19 protein-coding genes are annotated in these 18908 nt (G+C 40.4%); 2 read left to right on the forward strand and 17 right to left on the reverse strand.

Annotated elements, in window-relative coordinates; all coding sequences use genetic code 11:
• The first annotated feature begins 314 nt into the window (after positions 1-314).
• Entirely contained in the window at positions 315-1268 is a 954-nt protein-coding gene (locus BROSI_RS15640) for a transporter (protein ID WP_157842567.1), read from the forward strand.
• Between the two features lie 246 nt (positions 1269-1514).
• Positions 1515-2903 carry a cobyrinic acid a,c-diamide synthase CobB gene (locus BROSI_RS15645; RefSeq protein WP_082059253.1) on the forward strand — a complete coding sequence of 463 codons (1389 nt, stop codon included), beginning with the start codon at positions 1515-1517 and terminating at the stop codon, positions 2901-2903.
• Positions 2904-2925: 22 nt separating this feature from the next.
• On the opposite strand, the gene BROSI_RS15650 is transcribed toward BROSI_RS15645, so the two are convergent.
• From BROSI_RS15650 to BROSI_RS15735, 17 genes are all read right to left on the reverse strand, one after another.
• The gene (locus BROSI_RS15650) at positions 2926-3987 is read right to left on the reverse strand and encodes a protein-glutamate methylesterase/protein-glutamine glutaminase (RefSeq protein ID WP_052564707.1); all 1062 of its coding nucleotides are present in this window, start codon (positions 3985-3987) and stop codon (positions 2926-2928) included.
• A 134-nt stretch (positions 3988-4121) separates the two neighbouring features.
• Complete coding sequence (locus tag BROSI_RS15655; RefSeq protein ID WP_052564708.1) at positions 4122-4955, reverse strand: CheR family methyltransferase; 834 nt, start codon at positions 4953-4955, stop codon at positions 4122-4124.
• Positions 4956-5095: 140 nt separating this feature from the next.
• Positions 5096-5452: a four helix bundle protein gene (locus tag BROSI_RS15660; protein WP_052564709.1), complete on the reverse strand. Its 357-nt coding sequence runs from the start codon at positions 5450-5452 to the stop codon at positions 5096-5098.
• 105 nt (positions 5453-5557) lie between these two features.
• On the reverse strand, positions 5558-5956 hold the full coding sequence (locus tag BROSI_RS15665) for a response regulator (RefSeq protein ID WP_052564710.1): 399 nt from the start codon (positions 5954-5956) through the stop codon (positions 5558-5560).
• Positions 5953-6558, reverse strand: coding sequence for a hypothetical protein (locus BROSI_RS15670; RefSeq protein ID WP_052564711.1), 606 nt, complete (start codon positions 6556-6558; stop codon positions 5953-5955). The genes BROSI_RS15665 and BROSI_RS15670 overlap by 4 nt, the downstream gene beginning before the upstream one ends.
• Positions 6559-6619: 61 nt before the next feature.
• A complete protein-coding gene (locus tag BROSI_RS15675; RefSeq protein ID WP_157842568.1) occupies positions 6620-7099 on the reverse strand; it encodes a chemotaxis protein CheD in 480 nt (159 codons plus the stop codon).
• Between the two features lie 157 nt (positions 7100-7256).
• On the reverse strand, positions 7257-8999 hold the full coding sequence (locus BROSI_RS15680; RefSeq protein WP_052564713.1) for a methyl-accepting chemotaxis protein: 1743 nt from the start codon (positions 8997-8999) through the stop codon (positions 7257-7259).
• Positions 9000-9106: 107 nt separating this feature from the next.
• Positions 9107-9433 carry a four helix bundle protein gene (locus tag BROSI_RS15685; RefSeq protein WP_052564714.1) on the reverse strand — a complete coding sequence of 109 codons (327 nt, stop codon included), beginning with the start codon at positions 9431-9433 and terminating at the stop codon, positions 9107-9109.
• An 88-nt stretch (positions 9434-9521) separates the two neighbouring features.
• Entirely contained in the window at positions 9522-10034 is a 513-nt protein-coding gene (locus BROSI_RS15690) for a chemotaxis protein CheW (protein WP_052564715.1), read from the reverse strand.
• A 293-nt stretch (positions 10035-10327) separates the two neighbouring features.
• A complete protein-coding gene (locus BROSI_RS15695) occupies positions 10328-10732 on the reverse strand; it encodes a bacteriohemerythrin (RefSeq protein ID WP_052564716.1) in 405 nt (134 codons plus the stop codon).
• Positions 10733-10839: 107 nt separating this feature from the next.
• Positions 10840-12999, reverse strand: coding sequence for a methyl-accepting chemotaxis protein (locus tag BROSI_RS20240; RefSeq protein WP_052564717.1), 2160 nt, complete (start codon positions 12997-12999; stop codon positions 10840-10842).
• A 381-nt stretch (positions 13000-13380) separates the two neighbouring features.
• Positions 13381-15180: a chemotaxis protein CheA gene (locus BROSI_RS15705; protein WP_052564718.1), complete on the reverse strand. Its 1800-nt coding sequence runs from the start codon at positions 15178-15180 to the stop codon at positions 13381-13383.
• A gap of 140 nt (positions 15181-15320) precedes the next feature.
• On the reverse strand, positions 15321-16325 hold the full coding sequence (locus BROSI_RS15710) for a response regulator (RefSeq protein WP_052564719.1): 1005 nt from the start codon (positions 16323-16325) through the stop codon (positions 15321-15323).
• A gap of 23 nt (positions 16326-16348) precedes the next feature.
• A complete protein-coding gene (locus tag BROSI_RS15715) occupies positions 16349-16876 on the reverse strand; it encodes a chemotaxis protein CheX (RefSeq protein ID WP_052564720.1) in 528 nt (175 codons plus the stop codon).
• 110 nt (positions 16877-16986) lie between these two features.
• Complete coding sequence (locus tag BROSI_RS15720) at positions 16987-17364, reverse strand: response regulator (RefSeq protein ID WP_052564721.1); 378 nt, start codon at positions 17362-17364, stop codon at positions 16987-16989.
• A complete protein-coding gene (locus BROSI_RS15725) occupies positions 17342-17569 on the reverse strand; it encodes a helix-turn-helix domain-containing protein (protein ID WP_052564722.1) in 228 nt (75 codons plus the stop codon). The genes BROSI_RS15720 and BROSI_RS15725 overlap by 23 nt, the downstream gene beginning before the upstream one ends.
• 398 nt (positions 17570-17967) lie before the next feature.
• A complete protein-coding gene (locus BROSI_RS15735) occupies positions 17968-18867 on the reverse strand; it encodes an NAD-dependent epimerase/dehydratase family protein (protein WP_157842569.1) in 900 nt (299 codons plus the stop codon).
• Positions 18868-18908 lie beyond the last annotated feature (41 nt).

Genomic DNA, 18908 nt, shown 5'->3' on the forward strand with positions numbered 1-18908 from the left:
TTCTGCGAAAGTATTGAAGGTATTGTTCATGTAAGAATTTGACATTACCGGTTAGAGCAAAAATACTGCACTTCAAGTAAGAAAGGGATAATGACATACACATTATCTCTTTTGCTTGAATGTAATGCAATAATCTGGGGAAAATAGTATTTGTGAAAATTTTTGTCGCGATTTTTTTGTTTTTAATTTTTTTAAACGGCATTATTTATGCTCACGGCGAATGTTGCTTATCAAGATCCCTTGCTGAGGCGACAATCTCGGGTGTAACCATTGCACCGAATTTTGGACTTTCCCTTCAGTATGAATATACGAACATGGAGACCATTAGAGAAGGCAGCCATAGGATAAGCTACAATTCAGTGTTGGATAATATAGCTGCAGAATGGCCGGAAATGCCAGAAGAGGCAAAGAGTTTTTCTATTCCTACACGGATGATTATGCAGAAATACACCCTGTTAGGCGCATATGCTGCTACTGAGAAGCTTCAATTCCTTGCTACAGTCCCCTATGTTATCAATGACATGGATATGAGGATGGTGACAAGGGGTGCAGGAAGCAGCCATCATCATGCACCGCAACTTGCCCCACAGGTGTATTTGAGACCATTGGCAAGTGACGCAGCAGAAAAAGATATGAGGATGGACATGAAGATGGATACGGTTGAGGGACTTGGAGATATGACCCTTATGGGGCTTTATACCCTTTATACCGATAAACCCGATCTACCAACGAAAAAAGTTACCCTTGGTCTGGGAGTAAAAACCCCCACAGGGAAAAATGATGAGGAATTTGACTCCGGCGGTCTTGTGCACGCCGCAATGCAAACTGGGACAGGTTCATGGGACCCGTTGTTTCTCGTTAATTATATGCATGCATTTCAGCCGCTGATATTCCAAACCAATTTATTTTACCAGATGACTACAGAAGGTGATGAGGGTTATGAATTCGGGGACAAAATATCATTAGACCTTATCGCCAGGTACCAGCTAACCAGCTATGTAAATCCTGGTTTAGAGCTAAATCTATTCTATGCAGGACAGGATAGAGATCACGATGGTAGATATTCAAGGCCGGATGAATCCCTTTTGGACAATACCGATAACACAGGCATTACTTCCTTCTCTGTTTCGCCTTCTCTTCAGATAAAGATTCCAAAGACTGGCGGGAGTATTGACCTGAAATTTCAAAAACCCATATACCAGAATGCCCGGGGTACTCAGCAAGTAGTGGACTGGAGGGCGATGGCTTCAATCGTATGGGCTTTTTAGTATGAGGCATATTCCCCAGTATTTGTCCGCATTTGATACTTAAAGATGAAATACTTGACCAATTTTCTGTGACAATATATAATCCAAACCCTCATCAGGATTACGTTGGCATATTGCCGGGTGATTTTTGATGTCCCCTTATTTGCAAAACTGTTGAAACCAGATCTTCGATGATTTTTTTTCAGTGCAAAGCGAAGATTCTCTTTGGTTTTCAGACAAAATTTTGAATTTTCTTAATATCCAGTTATGAAACACACTTCGTCTCATTATCCAAGGATCCTGATAGCGGGTACGCATAGTGGTGTAGGTAAGACGACCATTACCCTTGGCTTAATGTCTGTCCTGATGGAAAAAGGGTGCAGGGTACAGGGGTTTAAGGTCGGACCTGATTATATCGATCCATCGCATCACATGGCCATTACTGGACGGCCGTCTCGTAATCTGGATACATGGTTGATGAGTCGGGATGTGTGTCTGGAATTATTCGAACGTGCCGTTATGGGATCGGATATGGCGGTGATTGAGGGGGTGATGGGGCTCTATGACGGTTGTCTGGATGGGACGGAATTCGGGAGCACAGCTCATCTTGCCAAGATATTGGATGTGCCTGTGATATTGGTAATGGACGCAAAGGGGATGTCCCGCAGTGCAGGTGCGATTGCATTGGGGTTTAAACATTTTGATAAGGATGTGAAAATACAAGGAGTAATTTTAAACAGAGTCCGGAGTGAACGGCACTATACTTCTCTTAAAAAATCTATCGAGGGTAATTGCAATATCCCGGTATTGGGGTACCTGTCTTTCGATGAGGAAATAATACTGCCGGAGCGGCACCTTGGTTTGGTTCCATCGATAGAACAGGAGTTCTCAAAGTCTGCGTACCAAAAAATCGGAAATTTGTTGTCGGCCACCATGGATATTGAGAAATTGATTGGTATGGCTTCCTCCCCAAATAATCTTCCCGCTTTTCAGAAGACGGTATTCTGTGGGACTACTGAACGATTTAATTTCAGGGTTGCCGTTGCCGTTGACGAAGCATTTAATTTTTATTATCATGATAACCTTGATCTCCTTGAATCATTTGGGGTTGAACTAACGTATTTTAGTCCAATGTATGATAAATATCTGCCTGCGGACATTCATGGTTTGTATTTGGGGGGTGGTTTTCCGGAATTACATGCCGCTTTACTCGCATCGAACACCACCATGAAAGAATCCATACGAAAAGCGTACAGGAATGGTTTGGTTATATACGGTGAGTGCGGGGGAATGATGTATTTGCTTGAACAGATGGTGGATTTTAAAAAAAAGATACACGAGATGTGTGGAATACTAAAAGGGATGACGAAGATGGAGAATAAAAGGCAGGGATTAGGCTATATTACAGTTGAAGCGATACACGATAATCTCTTGTGTAAAAAAGGAGATGTATTCAAGGCCCACGAATTTCACTGGTCATCACTGCATGTGTCTGAAGGCACACGATTCGCTTATGCAATTTCGAAATGTGATGACAACCGATCACGGTCTGACGGTCTCTTTGCTGATCGTGTATTGGGTTCTTATACTCACGTTCATTTTGCAACTGAGCCCGGACTCGTAAAGCACTTTTTACGTACTATGGGAAGCGCTTAATTCTCTGTTTGCATGAGATACATTACATTTTAGTTAATAATGATAAAATGGAAGGGGTAATTTTGTTAAGTGGAACGACGGTGTCAACCGCTCCCAATTTGATCGCTTCCTTTGGCATACCAAATACAACACAACTTTCCTCATCCTGTGCCAGTGTTTTAGCGCCAGATTCTTTCATTTTTAAGAGGCCACTTGCACCATCATCGCCCATGCCCGTCATAATCACACCCACGGCATTGGAACCAGCATATTTTGCGACCGATTCAAATAACACCTCGACAGAGGGTCTGTGACGACGGACAGGAGGTTCCTGGTTCGTTGTTATGTAATATCGGGCGCCGTTTCTTCGTAGTTCCATGTGGTAATTCCCAGGCGCAATCAACGCAAGACCTGGAATAACACTATCGCCGTCTTTAGCCTCTCGTATTTCAATAGAACAAAGAGAATTCAAACGGTCAGCAAATGATTTTGTAAATAGCTGTGGCATGTGTTGTACAATCAGTATTCCCGGCGCATTTGGTGGCATTTGCATCAACACCTCTTTGAGCGCTTCTGTTCCACCTGTAGACGCCCCGATTGCAATAATCTTGTGTGTGCTGTTGATGAGTGCATGGCTTGTCTCTGTGTGTCTGGTAATGGTATTTTTTCCGGTACTTTTAAAATATTCTTTCTTCTTTACTTTAACATTCGCTGATTCTTTTATCTTTTCTGCTAATTCTGTTACTATCTCATTCAGCGTATGTGATACGTCCAGTGACGGCTTTGCAACAAAATCCAGTGCACCTACTTCCAAAGCCTTTAAGGTGGTTTCGCAACCTGTCTGTGTCAATGAGCTAACCATAATGACAGGTAATGGGTAGTATGTCATTAGTCTTTGCAGGAAGGAGATGCCATCCATCCTGGGCATTTCTACATCCAGCGTAATTACATCAGGCTTTAAATTTATGATTTTGTCTCTGGCAATAAAGGGGTCTGCTGCGGTTCCTACGACTTCAATCCCATGATCCTTGCTTAAACCAGTAGATAATATTTTCCTGACCACGGCTGAATCATCCACAATCAACACCTTTATTTTTTTTACCATGTCGAGCCTCCTTGTAAATCTCCTGGATCAGAATGCAAACAGCGATGAAAACAAATATCACCCTACGAATAACAGAGTTTCAACAGAAACCAGATATCAAGGGCAAAAAGTCAAAAATACGCATCAATAACATATTATTTCTGATAAATCGTGGGTCGTACATACTGGAATCTGGTTTCAGTGCCGGCAAGGCTTTCAGAATGACCTATGAAAAGATACCCATCGGGTGTAAGATATTGATAAAATTTCGACACCAATTTACTCTGAGTTTGTTTATTAAAATAAATCATTACATTTCTGCAAAATATAAAATCAAATTGCCCTTTGAATGGAAAGGTTTCATCGGTAAGATTAAGCCTCCTGAATGAAATCAGGTTTCTTAAGGACTCTTTTATTTGATAGTGATCTTTAAAATTATGTGTTCCCTTTTCGAAATAGGTGTTTAACATTTGAAGGGGAATACCTTGTAACCGGTCTTTTGCGTATATTCCCTGCATGGCCTTTTTTAGAACCCGGGTCGACAAATCGGTAGCTAATACTTTTATATCCCATTCACTAAGCTGTTCTATACATTCTGCCAGTACCATAGAAATACTGTATGGCTCTTCACCGGTTGAGCAGCCTGCACACCATATCCTGATTCTTTTTTCTCGTTTTTTTCTTTTATTTTCCAATAAGACAGGAAGTACTTTTTTTGACAGGAAATCAAAGTGTGCTGCTTCTCTGAAAAATTCAGTGAGGTTCGTAGAGATGCAATCAAGCATACTGACCAATTCTTCACCCGTTGTATCTTCTTCGGTAACATATTTATAATATTCTTTAAATGAGGACAACGATCTTTCCCGCAAGCGCTTCATTAATCTGGATTTTAACAACTCTTTTTTTGCGGGGGTAAGATTTATTCCACTTTCGTTGTAAATTAAGCGCTGGAAAAGAGAAAATTCTTTATCGCTGATGTCGATGTCCATAGGTATTCCCCTTTAAAACCTTTTTCCAAGTATTTTAGTAACTATTTAGTCGGCTCATATAAGTGGACAGTTGGCATTTTACAGTTGACAGTAGGCAGTAGGCATCCAACTGGTTCTGATACATTATTTGCCATTCGTTGCTATGTATCTATTCCTAAACTGTCAGAAACAGGTTTTATATTCTTTCTTAGATACTTTTCAGGATTTTCAATCATATAATTTAATAGCTTTCCAGCTTCTGTTGATTTGTTCAATAAATCTTTTTGGGTTTGTTCATTTATATATTTGCAGTGAAAGGCAAAATCAATCCAAACCTGCGTTTCACTGTTCTCCATATCTGCATCTGATATCTTGCTTACAAAATGTGCGGGGTATTGGCGTTTTCTGTATCCTTCAGCAATATTTGAGCAAACCGAACGTGACGACTTTCTGATTTGACTTATTAACGAATAAAGTTCATCTTTAGGGAAACTTTTCGCAAGGTGATAAATATCCATTGCCAAACAAAACGCCTTTTGTAAATCATTAAATCTTTAAAATTATTGATAGTCGTTGTATCCATTGTTTATTGTGCCTACTGCCTACAGCTTACTGCTTACCGCCTACTGTTCATGCCCACTGCTTACAGCATCTTTTTGGCTTTCGCCAAATATATTCCGTAGTGACGATACCATACGATCGTCTTCAAACGGTTTTACGACGTAGTCTACTGCACCATATCGAAGGGATTCCATTAATGCGTCTCTCTGGTCAATGGCGGATATCATGACAACCTTTGCCTGTTTATCAAAGGCAATGATCTCTTTGAGCCCCTGAATTCCATCTACTTCAGGCATTACAATGTCCATTGTTACTGCATCAGGTTTCAATTCCTTATATTTTTCTAATGCCTCCTTACCATTACCAGCCTCTCCGGCAATCTCAAATCCATGCCTTGTCAAAATTTGCCTGATTATCATCCTTATGACTTTGGCATCATCCACTACTAAGATCTTTTTCATGTTTTTACTCCTATATTATCTAATAATTTAGCAAACGATGTCATTTCAGGGACCAAAAACAGGTAGCATTCGAGTTCAGTGCCACTGATTTCAAATATTGTTTCCATCAGTAAGAGATTATCATCCACCATGCCCTGTTCTAGCACAAGGTTTGAAAATATGACTCCTGCGTAATCATTATGTACCCGTGGCGGTTGTGGGATTAACGTAGCATTAAAATCAGAAACTAATGCATTGCTGATGTGACTGGCGAGAATATTTCCCAGTTCCTGTATTGAGCTTTCAGCAAAAACGTCGAATTCCTTTGCGGTTCCTATGCGTTGTCGAAGAAACAGATCTGTAAGGATTAACGACCCCTCCAACGGTAACATAAATAAAAACTTACAGCCTTCTTTTCCCTTGAAATTAACCATAACGCTTGTCATTTCTCGTTGATCTTCATTCATCTTCTCTGTGGTTTTACTCAAATCAGCAATGGATACTTTTGATAGCGAAATTCTTGCGCCTGTCCTCAGTGACTTTGATAATGCCCTGGATGCACGGTCAATACTAAGACTCGACATAATTTCCAATATTTTTAAACGTTCTTGAGAAATGTTCATTATATTATCTCTCCGATTCCAATTAAATTTTCCTTATTGGTGTAGTCTTTCCTTGAACATGTTAATAAACTATGACTGCTTCTCCAAAGATACGGCACGTTACTGCACCCGTTTCCGTGTCGAACGAAATATTGTATCCTTTTGTGCCACCGGTTCTCGATGCTACAATCCTAATACCTTCTTCTTTCAATACCCGCCTTACCTCTAATTCATTTGATTCGCCTATATTCAGCAGACCATTAGTTTCAAACATTTTTGCGCCGCCAAAGATCTTTGCAGAAAGAGCTCCTCTGGAAGCGCCTGCATGAGTAACCATCTGATGAATGAAATAGGGGAGTCCAGTATTCGCATATTTGGTGATCTTTACATCATTACCATTTTTTTTCGGTAGCATTATGTGTAAAAGTCCACCGATTTTTTTGACACGGTCGTGCAATACGACTCCAATACAGGAACCCAACAATGTCTTTAATACATGAGGTGCTTGTGTAATCTTTAGATCGCCAACACCAACAGTAATCATACACTGAGTATTGTTCACCAGAAAATTCCTTTCTTGCTGTGATCATTAGGAAGTTGTTTTGTCTCCCCTTCATCCCCTCCTGGTGAAGGCGGGGATGAAGGGATTATCTTGTAGCTGTGGCTATACCACAGTATGTTTTATTCAGCTAACACCGGGTAGTTAAACTTTACAGGTACTAAAAATCCTTGAAATCTTCACTGAGGGGCAGCAATTCTTCCGGCGTCCTGGTTAAAACTCTCTCGCTTTTTTTAGAGCCATTTCCGTTCACTTTATCATCCGGCTTTGAAAAATTGTTGGTTTTTTTGATCTGAATCGTTTGCTTACTTTTCTTATCAGAAGTTCCTTTCTTCGAAAATTGAGATTTCTTTTCGAAATACGGATGAAGTTGTGGTTTTTCAAAGGATTTCAAATCATCATCAATATTCCCAATTTCCACAGCCAGCTCATGGATAATAGCCTTCAGGTTCTCTGCCTGTGCAGATAATTCTTCACTCGATGAAGCTAACTCTTCCGCATTTGCAGCATTCTGTTGTGTAACCGTATCCACGGTCGTAACTGCCTTGGATATTTGACCAATTCCATCTGACTGTTCCTGCGAGGCAGCGGCAATTTCACCAGCTAAGTCCGTTACCTTTTTTGCCTCGGTTACGATTTCTTTAAGATTGGCTGCAAATTTATCGGCAATCTTTGCGGCATTCTCGGTGCTTACTACCCTCGAGTTGATTAAGTCCGCAGTTTCCTTAGACGCCACGGAACACCTTTGCGCAAGGTTGCGTACTTCCTCTGCAACAACAGCAAATCCTTTTCCATGCTCCCCTGCTCTTGCTGCCTCAACCGCTGCATTGAGGGCCAAAAGGTTCGTCTGAAATGCTATTTCATCAATAGATTTGATTATCGATAGGACTTTGTCATTGCCTGAATTTAGGTCCCGCATAGTTGTCTGCAGGGTATCCAGGGCCTCATTTCCACTTTCTGCGGATGTTTTTGTCTTGATTGCAAGTTGATTGGCCTCCCTTGCATTATCAGCGTTTTTCATTGTCATTGAGGCCATTTCTTCAATCGAAGCAGAGGTCTCTTCTATGGAAGAAGCTTGCTGCGATGCCCCGTCAGCAAGAGACTGACTGGAAGACGAGATCTGGTTTGCTGCCGAAGAAACTTCTTCGGCGCCATTTTTTAAATTATAAACCAGTCTCTTAAGCAGGGATATGATATTTCTGGCGATAAAAAAGACTATCATTCCTATCAGAATCACGTAAATTCCATTTCCAATGATGTTGAAATTTCTATTCGAGGCAATTGCTGCATTTACGGCTGCCATCGGTGCAGTTACGCTTATTCCGCCACGAATATCTCCCAGTTTGTAATTCTCCATTTGTCGGCCTGCCAGGTCTTTGCCATCCCCGGTGGAACTCGTTGCAGGGTCACCATGACACTTCAGGCATGCCTCTTCGATTTTCAGGGGCACCATCAATCGAAAAACCTCCGTACCGTTCTCTAATTTTGCTATTTCTGAGATGTCTTTTAAATCCGGGTCTCTCTCAAATCTTTCTAATTGATGAATCTCCCATGCATCAGGCTTGTTCGAGGGGTTTCTGTATTTAATACTCGTCTGTTTCATCTTAAAGATGGTTGTTTGACTAAAGTGTTCAGCAATCTCTCGTCCTAAAACTGCCGGGATTACACCCTTGAATTCAAAATTACCTTTTGAGTCTGTGTTTATTGCCTTTTGCTTCTCTGCAATTATCTTTCTTGTAGAAATTAATTGATCCGCTGCCATTCTCGCTTGCTTTTGTACCTCTGCTAACATCTGTGTCTTTTGTCTTTTCGTATTGATATACGTCAAGATGGTTGTCGAGACCACAATGACAGCAATGATCATAACAATGAGTCTTGTCATCATATTCATTTTACCAATCATTTTTTCCTCCCGTTTTTTTGTTTAAGCTGTGAACAATCAGAATCTGGAAACCATAAATATCAAAAATGAAATGTAAAAAATTAAAAATACAGATCAAAATGCAAAGATTATCTCTTCCCTTTCAAGGTAAGTATACTGGAAGCTAATATATTGGCAATCTCGGTCGTTTCTTTCAAAAGTTTGTTAGCCCTGTTTTTATCGGCTTTGCCTGAATCTCTGAGTAACCCCAACCAAAATTTGGTCTCGTTGGCTGATTTTAGGGCGTAATTAAAAAAATTGGTGTAATCTCTCCTTGAACTTGCAGCGTTTGCTTCTACCATATTAGCTCCAATACTGGTGGCACTCCGAAGGAGTTGATTACCAATGGTCTCACTGGTTTTCTCTTTCGGCAACTCATCAATAAACTTAATTGCTTCAAGGGTATATCGATAAATTCGTCTCTTGAATTCATCTTTGAATTTTGATTTTTAACCTTTACATTTATAAGAAATTTACCCACCTTTCTTACGAAAGGATCCAAAATTAACTTACACTTGTCAAACTCTCAACCATATTGATCTCTTCGGTGCCTAAGACCTTATCGATGTCAAGGAGAATTTTTACCTTGTTCTTTATCTTTGCCATGCCTAAAAAGATTTCAGTATTGATGCCTTCTCCAAGATGAGGTGCAGGCTCCAAATCCTCGCCGCGAACATCAAGTACTTCCGAAACTGTATCTACAAGGACTCCTGTGAGTTTGTTTTTGACTTCCACTACTATAATACATGTTTCTTTTGTATGGTCAGTCTCCTGAAATCCAAATTTTAACCTCAGGTCTACTACAGGGATCACCTTTCCCCGGAGATTAATTACCCCTTTCATGTAACCGGGTGTCTGTGGTACAGGTGTTATATTCATAATGCCTATAATTTCCCTTACCTTGAGTATCTCTATGCCATACTCCTCGCCACACAGCACAAAGGTCAGGTATTTTCCTTCATGCGACAGCGACTCCAAGGCATCTGATTTTTTCCCTTTTTCCATTACTGCTTGCATAAGATTTTCCTTTCGCTTAGTTAAATGTGATAATTTAATATTTAAGGTGCAGATTATTTATGGCGGGCATTGCCCGCCCTATCATCTGGCGCTTCACCCATCCTGTAATCCCCTCATTGATAAGAACATGGCTTGCGTAGGACGCACCCAACTATGGCTTTTTTACCCACCCCTCAATCCCTCCCAGGAGGGGGGTCTCAAATTCCCCTCTTGAGAGGGGCAAGGGGTGTGGTTACTCATAGCTTAACGAGAAAAGATTGAAATTCCTCTTCTTCTCAACAAATGCACGAAGGTCATCCTTTTATTTTCAAAAACGCACCAATTTTTTTATCTTCGTTCCCGATATGATTCGTCAGCCAGTTACATACCTTTTGTTGTATCTGTATTACCAGATGTGGGGTAACACCTCTTGTTTCAAATTCTTTTTTTAAGCCAGAAAAGTCTTTTATAAACTGCGCATGCTCTGCCTTCTGCGATGGAAGGTCATCGTAGTTATTCTTGGCCATAATCGCCTCTTCAGCACTGAAATGCTTTACGACATAATCTGCTAAAAAGGCTATTACTTTACCCACTTCATCCCTTCCCTTACCCTGTGCCATCGCGCTCAGCAGATTGTTTACCCTGCTAAATATTCCTTTATGCTGATTATCAATCATGTCTACGCCCACTGCCAAATTTTCAGTCCATTGAATTGCCATTTAATTCTCCTTTCTTGAGTTAAGAAATTCCAAAGATGTGATTGTAGAGCGACGAGCCTTGTCGCTCTACATTGAGAAAACCGCCGAAGGCCTAATTTACACCTGGACTAAAAATCTTTAAATTCATCATCCGACATGGGGATTATACGATTAGACTTGGTAGTCGACATGGCATATTTCTTGCCGTTCTCTTCTTGCAAAGTTTCGTCCAGTGTATCATGTTTAGATTCTTTGCTATCTTCGTCTTTGTTTGCTCTCGTAATAATGCGGCCTGCCTTTTCCCGGGTGGATAAGGTTCTTCTGATGGAAGGAATAAACACATCTTTCTTTGACGATTGCGCATCCTCCTTCATTGAACCTTCTTTTTTTTCCTTTCCAGCGCCAACCTCTTTTGCGATTCTTTCCACAAGCGCTTTTAAGCTCTCTGCCTGTGCTGAGAGTTCCTCACTGGATGACGCCGTTTCTTCGGCATTTGCGGCGTTTTGTTGCGTAACTTGGTCCATCTGGGTAATGGCCTTGCTGACCTGGTCTATTCCATCTGCCTGTTCATTTGATGCGTTCGTAATCTCATTTACAAGATCGGTAACCTTCTTTGCCTTTATAACGATCTCTTTGAGGATTTCGCTTGATTGTTTGACAAGATCAGTACCTGAGGTAACCTTCTTTGCGCTGTCTTCAATCAATCGGGTAATGTCCTTTGCTGCGCTGGCGCACCTCTGCGCAAGGTTCCGCACCTCTTCGGCAACCACCGCAAAACCTTTTCCATGTTCACCAGCCCTCGCAGCCTCTACAGCTGCATTGAGCGCCAGGAGGTTGGTCTGAAAGGCAATACCGTCGATAACCTTGATAATGCTTACGATATTGTTGCTGCTTTCATTGATTTCCTGCATTGAATCGTTTACCTTCGTGATTGACTCGTTGCCTGTTTGTGCAGAATGGTAGCAAGAGGTTGCCAATTCGGATGCCTTATGGGCATTCTCAGCATTCTGTTTGGTCATTGAAGACATTTCTTCCATGGATGATGAAGTTTCTTCAATGGAGGCGGCCTGTTCTGATGCCCCCTGGGCAAGACTCTGGCTTGATGAGGAGATCTGTTCTGAAGCGGATGCTACCTGTGCAGAACTCTCGGTCAGATCATCCAGAAGGGATCTGAAAAGACTTGATATCTTGCTGGTAATCTTGACGACAAGGATGCCCAGTCCAGCTACAAAGCCTGCCGAAGCTATTCCAACGATAATCATCCATTTTCGTAAGTCGGCAACAGCTTTAAACGCCTCTGCCTTGTCTATCTCGGCTATAATTGCCCAATTCATGCCGAGTACATGAAACGGTGCATAAGCGCTCAAAACAGGTATGCCACGATAATCATTAAGAACCTTACAGTCAGTTTTACCTCCAATGGCCTCTTTTACCGCCTCTGTATCAACCTTATTAACCAAAACTGTTGGTTTTTCTGAGAATCTTGAATTGGAACGCATCAATTTATCCGCTCCTACCAAGTAGGTTTCTCCCGTTTCTCCCATGCCTGAGCGTTCTTGCATGACTGCATCAATTTTATTGATAGGCATCTGAAAGATAAGTATGCCGACCTTCTGGTTACCGTCATAAATTGGGCTGGCAATAAAAGAAGCCGGGTCTCCATTCGAAGGGGCATACGGTTCAAAATCAGCCAGTTTTGCATAGCTACGATCATTGAGAGTATCCGCAGCGTTAACATCCTTATATAACTTTGCGATATTGCTCGTATTATAAGGTCCTGAAACTAAATTCGAGCCAAAATCCAGTTCTTTAAAAACCGTGTAAACGACATTTCCTGTTTCAGCATCAACAAGAAAAATATCGTAATATCCATATTCTTCAAGGTATTGCTTGAAGATAGGGTGAAAACGGGCGTGCAACTTGCTGTAATCGCTGCCGTCCTGCGCATCGAAATATTCCAATTTTTTACCTGTAGGGAATGGATTTTTGATGATATACAAGTCCCGCACTTTTTCCGTCCCCATCTGATGAAATGCCTTTTTGAATTCCTTTACGGCAGTAATGACCATTTCATTTCTTGAAAGAGTTACTGCATCACACTTTCTCTTTGAAAACCAGTCATTAATAAAGGCTTGTTTGACATTTCTCACGGAAACTAACTGGTTAAACGACTGTTTTTCCAACGCCTTACTGGAGCTATAATAACTTAGTACTCCAATCGCAATCAAAGGCACTAAACCACCTATGATAAATAACGAGATAATTTTTGTATTCAAATTCATTTTCATGCAATTATCCTCCGCCTTTTAAAGGATTAATAATGTGGGTCTATACGTAGTTTTTGATCTCATCTGCTTTTGTGTATAGCACCTCCTTCTTAGCGTTTGTATGATGAAGTAGTTTTAAAATAAGTAACTTTTTAGCGATCGGCTATCAGTGTCAGGTGTCAGGGACCGGGGATCAGGGGAAATCAAAAATCAAAGATAAAAAATTAAAAATTCATATCAAAATGAAAGAAATGTTTTCTGTCTTTAAAATCTCGAACTTATCTTTGAATTTTGATTTGTCATTTTGCATTTTGATCTTTAATTTTTAAATTTGAATAAAGTCGTCAGATTCTTATCTCCTATCCTAAAACCCGATCCCTGATCCCTATTACCACAGCCCTTTTAATTCAGAGCCATACTCATAATACCCCCGACATCCAGGATAAGGCCTACGTGTCCATTTCCAAGTATGGCGCTGCCGGAGATTCCCCGAATATTGCAGAACCGCTCTCCCAAACTCTTAATGACTATCTGCTGTTGACCCAGGAGGTCGTCAACGAGGATTCCACACCTTCGCCCCTCACCCTCAACGATCAGGATAAGGGCCTCCCAGGGATTCATTTTTTTGGGTTTAACGTTATACAAGGAGTGTAGTCGTACCATGGGTAACAAATTGCCACGTACATTAATCAATTCTCCGCGTTGTTGTACGGTAGAAACGTCTTCTTTTTTCGGACGGATAGATTCTTCAATAGAGAGCATGGGGACAATATATTTTTCCGGACCTACCTGTACAATCATGCCATCGATGATCGCCATGGTGAGCGGTAGTTTGATGGAAATTTTGGTGCCTTTTCCTTCTGCTGTAGAAATCTCTACCTTCCCCCGCAAGCGTTCAACATTCTTTTTTACTACATCCATGCCCACACCTCGTCCTGAGACATCAGTCACCTTGTCTGCCGTAGAGAATCCAGCGGCAAAGATGAGATTATAGATTTGCTGCTCGGAGAGAGAGGCATCTTTTTCGATCAGTCCTTTTTCAATAGCTTTTTTCAAAATTTTCTCTTTACAGAGACCTTTACCATCATCTTCAATTTCGATAACGATATTACCACCCTGATGGAAGGCATTTAATCGCACAAGACCATCTGCAGGTTTTCCTCTGGCTACTCGTTCCTCTTGAGATTCAATCCCATGGTCAATTGAATTTCTAATGATATGTACAAGCGGGTCACCGATTTCTTCAATCACCGTCTTGTCCAGTTCTGTATCCTCCCCGGAAATTTCCAGCCGTACCTTCTTGCCCACTTTTGCAGAAACATCACGCACGAGTCTGACCATTTTTTGAAATGTTGATTTCAAAGGCACCATCCTCATGCACATGACTTGGTCCTGTATGTCCTTGACGATTTTGTTCAGATGGGAAAGGTTTTTATTTGCACCATTGCTGGTGTTGCCAAATGTTTCACTGATGAGGGCGTTGGCTATTACCAGTTCGCCCACAAGGTTAACGAGATTATCCAACTTTTGGGTATCAACTTTAACCGTTTCAATCGAAGGTTTGCCAATTATCGATTGGACCTTGAGTGCGTTGCTAATTTTCTCAGGTGTGGTTATTCCTTTTTCTACTAATATTTCACCCAGTTTTTTTCTACACCCTTGCTCTTCTAATGCCTGTTCCAGCTGATCTTTGCTGATATCTCCGCTTTCAAGTAATATTTCACCGATATGCATTACTTTTGGAAAATGAGTGTCAGTATCGTTTTGTAAAGACGAATTTTGATTATTTCCTAAAACAGCAAATATTTTCGATAAAAGTGGCTGGTAATTAATTACCTCTGCTGAAGCATTTTTGTTATCTATCTTATTTGCTATAGTATCTCTCAGCTTTTTTAGTATATCCACGCCTTCATACAGGATTTCAATAGTTTCCGGTGTGATTTTTATTTTCGCCTTTCTTGCTTCGTCTAAAAGGGTTTCTAATTCATGGCTTACTTTACCGATATCTTTTAGACCTAGGAAGCCCGCGCTGCCCTTCATACTATGAATTGGACGGAATATGCCGTTGATAATATCCACGTCTTCCGGGTTTTCTTCTAACACCAGTATCTTAGATTCGACATCTTCAAGGTGATCACTGGATTCGACAAGAAATTCTTTAACAATTTCAACATCGTCCATAAAATTTATATTGTCTTCCATAGTTATATCCTCAATAGTCAGGTTTTAAGAGAAAACCACTGATTTCGCAGATTGCACAGATTATAAATATGACTAATAAATCTGTGTCATCTGTGAAATCTGTGGCTTCCGTATTTTCATAGTGTTAAGGTAATCCCTTGCTAAGAATTTAACAGTACGTTGTTTTTTATTAGGTGCTTATTAATCTTTTCAATTAATTTTTGTCTTGTAAAAGGTTTTACAAGAAAATCTACTGCACCAGCGCGAATGGCTTGTATTACATTATTCTGTGTTGGAGAAGAGGAACACATAATGATCGGTATTGTGTTGGACATAGCGTTTCTTTTAATGCGTTCACAGAGTGTTATACCATCAACACCGTTCATGTAAATATCCATCAACACAAGGTCGATATGGTCTTTTTGAAGCTGGGAGAGAGCGCTATTTGGATTATCTGTGACCAATATTTTATATTCACTGCTCAAAAGTTTCCGAATAATTCGTAAATCTGTGTTCGAATCGTCTACGGCCAGTATCGTGCCCTTGAACTGCTTATTGTTCTCTTCGATGACTTCGCAAAAAAACTCTTCGCCGACCAGTTTTGACATGCTTAATATGAATTGACCGTCATCAAAACCCAGAATTCGCATTGTTGCAGTCAGAATAAGACACTCTTCGTTCAAGGTTTCTTCATTGAGCGCGGCGCTTGCATTTTCTTTGTTCATGATAAGCGTACTTGTTAATTTCAAGTGGATGGGTTTGGGTAGTTTCGGTCTTAATTCGTTATCCAGCATACCGCAGACCTGGTTGGTAAATTCTTTAAATGCGTCCGCACAATCGTTGTCTAAAATGCCCTTGCCTGCATTATCGCGGATTACAGCATCTTCAAGGGTTAACAGGAGACTTCCTATGGTAATTGCCTCCTTTATCGCAAAGATTAAATACAATTCTCCTTCGTAAAATTCTTCTATTGCCAGCTTTGCCATTACATAATCTGTATTAATCTTCTTAATGAATGAGTTCAGTGTTGTACTTTGTAATACGGGATTTGTCAGGAAAAACTGTTTATTCGTTAGTTTACCACAATCGGTACAAATTCTCGGGAATGTACTTACAAGAGTTTCCTCTAACTTAGAAGACGTTTTTTTGTTTAGGGGTTTTTCCATTTTCGTTACTATAGGATGAATAACTATTTATTTGATTCTTTAAGCAATAAACCAATGTTAAACTTTTCGTTGCTGGAGATAAAGGGAGTCATGAGCCAGGGATCTTTGCTGAAACAGGAAAGTGTTGTGTCAGCTACAACAGGGTGATTGTTTACAGCGGTGATAGAAAGACCTTCTCCCGCAATTACAATTGGTATGGAGAGATGCATGTCGCCGTATTGAGCCGTCAGCTTTGTCTTTACATTTCCCGCGATCATATTTGACACCTCACCGATAGCATCTTTTACCTCGCTCGTAAATTCGGTCAATTCTGTCATCAACATAGTTGATGCAACCTTTAATGCGAGCCTTTTCGAGCAAAACAGGGCAATAACACCATGATATTTACCGGTGAAACTCACCATACCAATTACATCCGTTTTTATTTGTGTATCATCTACTAATGAGGCTTCGTTATACTTTAAGTCCATCATAATCATTGTTTCAAATAGTGTCTTTGTAGATTCGGTAATATCTAATGCGATAGTTTCCATCATACTTTCTAACGCCATGATTTGTTTTCTCCTTTTCTTTTTAGGTTTTTAAAATATCATTTCTAATTCATATTCCGTGTCGCTGATATTGGGCGATGGATATATTGCTCAGCGGGGGGATATCTTTACTATTTTACAAGCAAAAAATTTCCTAATTTGGACTTTAATTGATCCGGCGTGAATGGTTTTGTCAGATAACCATTAGCACCGCTGTTTTTTGCCTCTTCAACCTTTGCCTCGCTGCCTTCCGTGGTTACCATTACAATTGGAACATTGCTCTTTTGACCTGATCCCCTGAGTGCCTTAACAAAATCTATTCCTGTCATGTTTGGCATGTTCCAGTCACAGAGGATTAAATCGATATTATTGGAAGTGGCTTTTTCAAGACCTTCCCTTCCGTCCCCCGCCTCGACAAATTCATCCACGATCAGGCCGGATTGCTGGATGTTTCTCTGAATAATTTTCCTCATAACTGCTGAATCATCAATTATTAGCACTTTTGGCATGTTCTTTCCCTCCGTTTCCTTTGAAGTTATTAATTTCACTTTTTTCTTGTATCCACTGGTCAATTTTAGACTGTTCAAATCGCCACATATTCATTATTTTAAAGGAAGGAATTGCTCCTTCTTTTACCAATTTGTATACTGTGCGGGGACTTATTTTCAGATATTCTGCGACTTGTTTTATTGTCATGATATTAGGATTTTGCATAGTCGTTTACCTTTTTGCATTTATTGCCTTTTCATTGCATTTGTTACCTCGGATTATCGGAATAATAAAAAATTATTTTAGGGAGAATAGAATATTTTTTACAAAGGTGAAATGGTCTGAAGGAGTGACAGGCACTGCATTCTTTATGATCCAGGCGCGAACTATTCCAGACGCAGTTGCCAGCGGGAATTGGCCTCTGCCATCTACAGATAATGATTTCAGAAAATGTTATTCAAATAATTGGCATGGTATGTCAGGCGGATGTTCAATCTGTACAATAGAGAGTTGCTAAAGACTAAATCAGTGATACCGAACGGGTGTCGGGGCATTCATCTCCGGAAAACAATTTTCTGATTTGGAAAGCAATTTTTCGAGAAAAGGGCGGTGTGTTGATTTTGTCAAATAAGATTAAGTAATTCTCGAATATATCGTTTTAATCCTTCAATCCCGGCGTACCGTACGCCTAATGACTGAGATTGAGTATTATCAATGGTGTGGATGGGTTGTTTGGGTGTGCCACTGATGTTGGATTGAGAAGCGCAAAATTCTTTGGCTATTTGTGCTACTGTCATGTTATCAACATAAAAGTCTACCAGATTGTAGATTTTTCCTGATGCCTCTTTGTTGCTAATTGCTAAGTCTATGGCCTGAATCACATCTTCAACGTTTACTATTTTTCCACCCCCGGAAACTTCTACATTACATCCGTGTTTGATGTCCTTCACGATATTGTACCAGGCAGAGTGGGCAAGATGTGGATTTATACCATAGATGCCTACCGGACGAAAGATGGTTGTGTCAAAGGTCTTAGTCATGCAATATGCATGACAAAATGCTTCCACAGATGCCTTATAGGCGCCATAATTCGAATCGGGTATGAGAGGATGTAATTCATCCAGCTTGATATGAGGAAAGATGTACCCATATACTGCGCAGGAACTGATAAAGATAAATTGTTTGATGCCTGCTTGTTTGGAGGCATCCAGGAGTTCTATACTGCCCAGCAGATTAGCCTCTACAAAACGTTTAATGTCTTTGTTGGCCGCCTCATGGAAGGAAGCCCCATTTCTTTCATAGGCCATGTGAATAACTACATCGGCGCCTTGTACAAATTTCTTCAAGGTCTCTTTGTCTGTCATGTCACCCTGTATAAAAGTGATCTTTTTCTGATAATCCATGAGATGCAAGGTGTTGCTGGTATTTCGTATAAGGGCAAGAATTTGAATATCCCTTTCAAAGAGTTTTTTTACTACATAATGACCCAAAAATCCTGTGATCCCTGTTAATGCAATTTTCATAATATCTTTCTCCAATTTAAGATCATTTTTAGTCAAACAGA

The organism is Candidatus Brocadia sinica JPN1, from assembly GCF_000949635.1.
GTDB lineage: Bacteria > Planctomycetota > Brocadiia > Brocadiales > Brocadiaceae > Brocadia > Brocadia sinica.

Coding starts and splice junctions, on each gene's coding strand:
- BROSI_RS15640 (WP_157842567.1), top strand. CDS start 315: ATGGAGACCATTAGAGAAGGCAGCCATAGGATAAGCTACAATTCAGTG.
- BROSI_RS15645 (WP_082059253.1), top strand. CDS start 1,515: ATGAAACACACTTCGTCTCATTATCCAAGGATCCTGATAGCGGGTACG.
- BROSI_RS15650 (WP_052564707.1), bottom strand. CDS start 3,987: ATGGTAAAAAAAATAAAGGTGTTGATTGTGGATGATTCAGCCGTGGTC.
- BROSI_RS15655 (WP_052564708.1), bottom strand. CDS start 4,955: ATGGACATCGACATCAGCGATAAAGAATTTTCTCTTTTCCAGCGCTTA.
- BROSI_RS15660 (WP_052564709.1), bottom strand. CDS start 5,452: ATGGATATTTATCACCTTGCGAAAAGTTTCCCTAAAGATGAACTTTAT.
- BROSI_RS15665 (WP_052564710.1), bottom strand. CDS start 5,956: ATGAAAAAGATCTTAGTAGTGGATGATGCCAAAGTCATAAGGATGATA.
- BROSI_RS15670 (WP_052564711.1), bottom strand. CDS start 6,558: ATGAACATTTCTCAAGAACGTTTAAAAATATTGGAAATTATGTCGAGT.
- BROSI_RS15680 (WP_052564713.1), bottom strand. CDS start 8,999: ATGATTGGTAAAATGAATATGATGACAAGACTCATTGTTATGATCATT.
- BROSI_RS15690 (WP_052564715.1), bottom strand. CDS start 10,034: ATGCAAGCAGTAATGGAAAAAGGGAAAAAATCAGATGCCTTGGAGTCG.
- BROSI_RS15695 (WP_052564716.1), bottom strand. CDS start 10,732: ATGGCAATTCAATGGACTGAAAATTTGGCAGTGGGCGTAGACATGATT.
- BROSI_RS20240 (WP_052564717.1), bottom strand. CDS start 12,999: ATGAAAATGAATTTGAATACAAAAATTATCTCGTTATTTATCATAGGT.
- BROSI_RS15705 (WP_052564718.1), bottom strand. CDS start 15,180: ATGGAAGACAATATAAATTTTATGGACGATGTTGAAATTGTTAAAGAA.
- BROSI_RS15710 (WP_052564719.1), bottom strand. CDS start 16,325: ATGGAAAAACCCCTAAACAAAAAAACGTCTTCTAAGTTAGAGGAAACT.
- BROSI_RS15715 (WP_052564720.1), bottom strand. CDS start 16,876: ATGGCGTTAGAAAGTATGATGGAAACTATCGCATTAGATATTACCGAA.
- BROSI_RS15720 (WP_052564721.1), bottom strand. CDS start 17,364: ATGCCAAAAGTGCTAATAATTGATGATTCAGCAGTTATGAGGAAAATT.
- BROSI_RS15725 (WP_052564722.1), bottom strand. CDS start 17,569: ATGCAAAATCCTAATATCATGACAATAAAACAAGTCGCAGAATATCTG.
- BROSI_RS15735 (WP_157842569.1), bottom strand. CDS start 18,867: ATGAAAATTGCATTAACAGGGATCACAGGATTTTTGGGTCATTATGTA.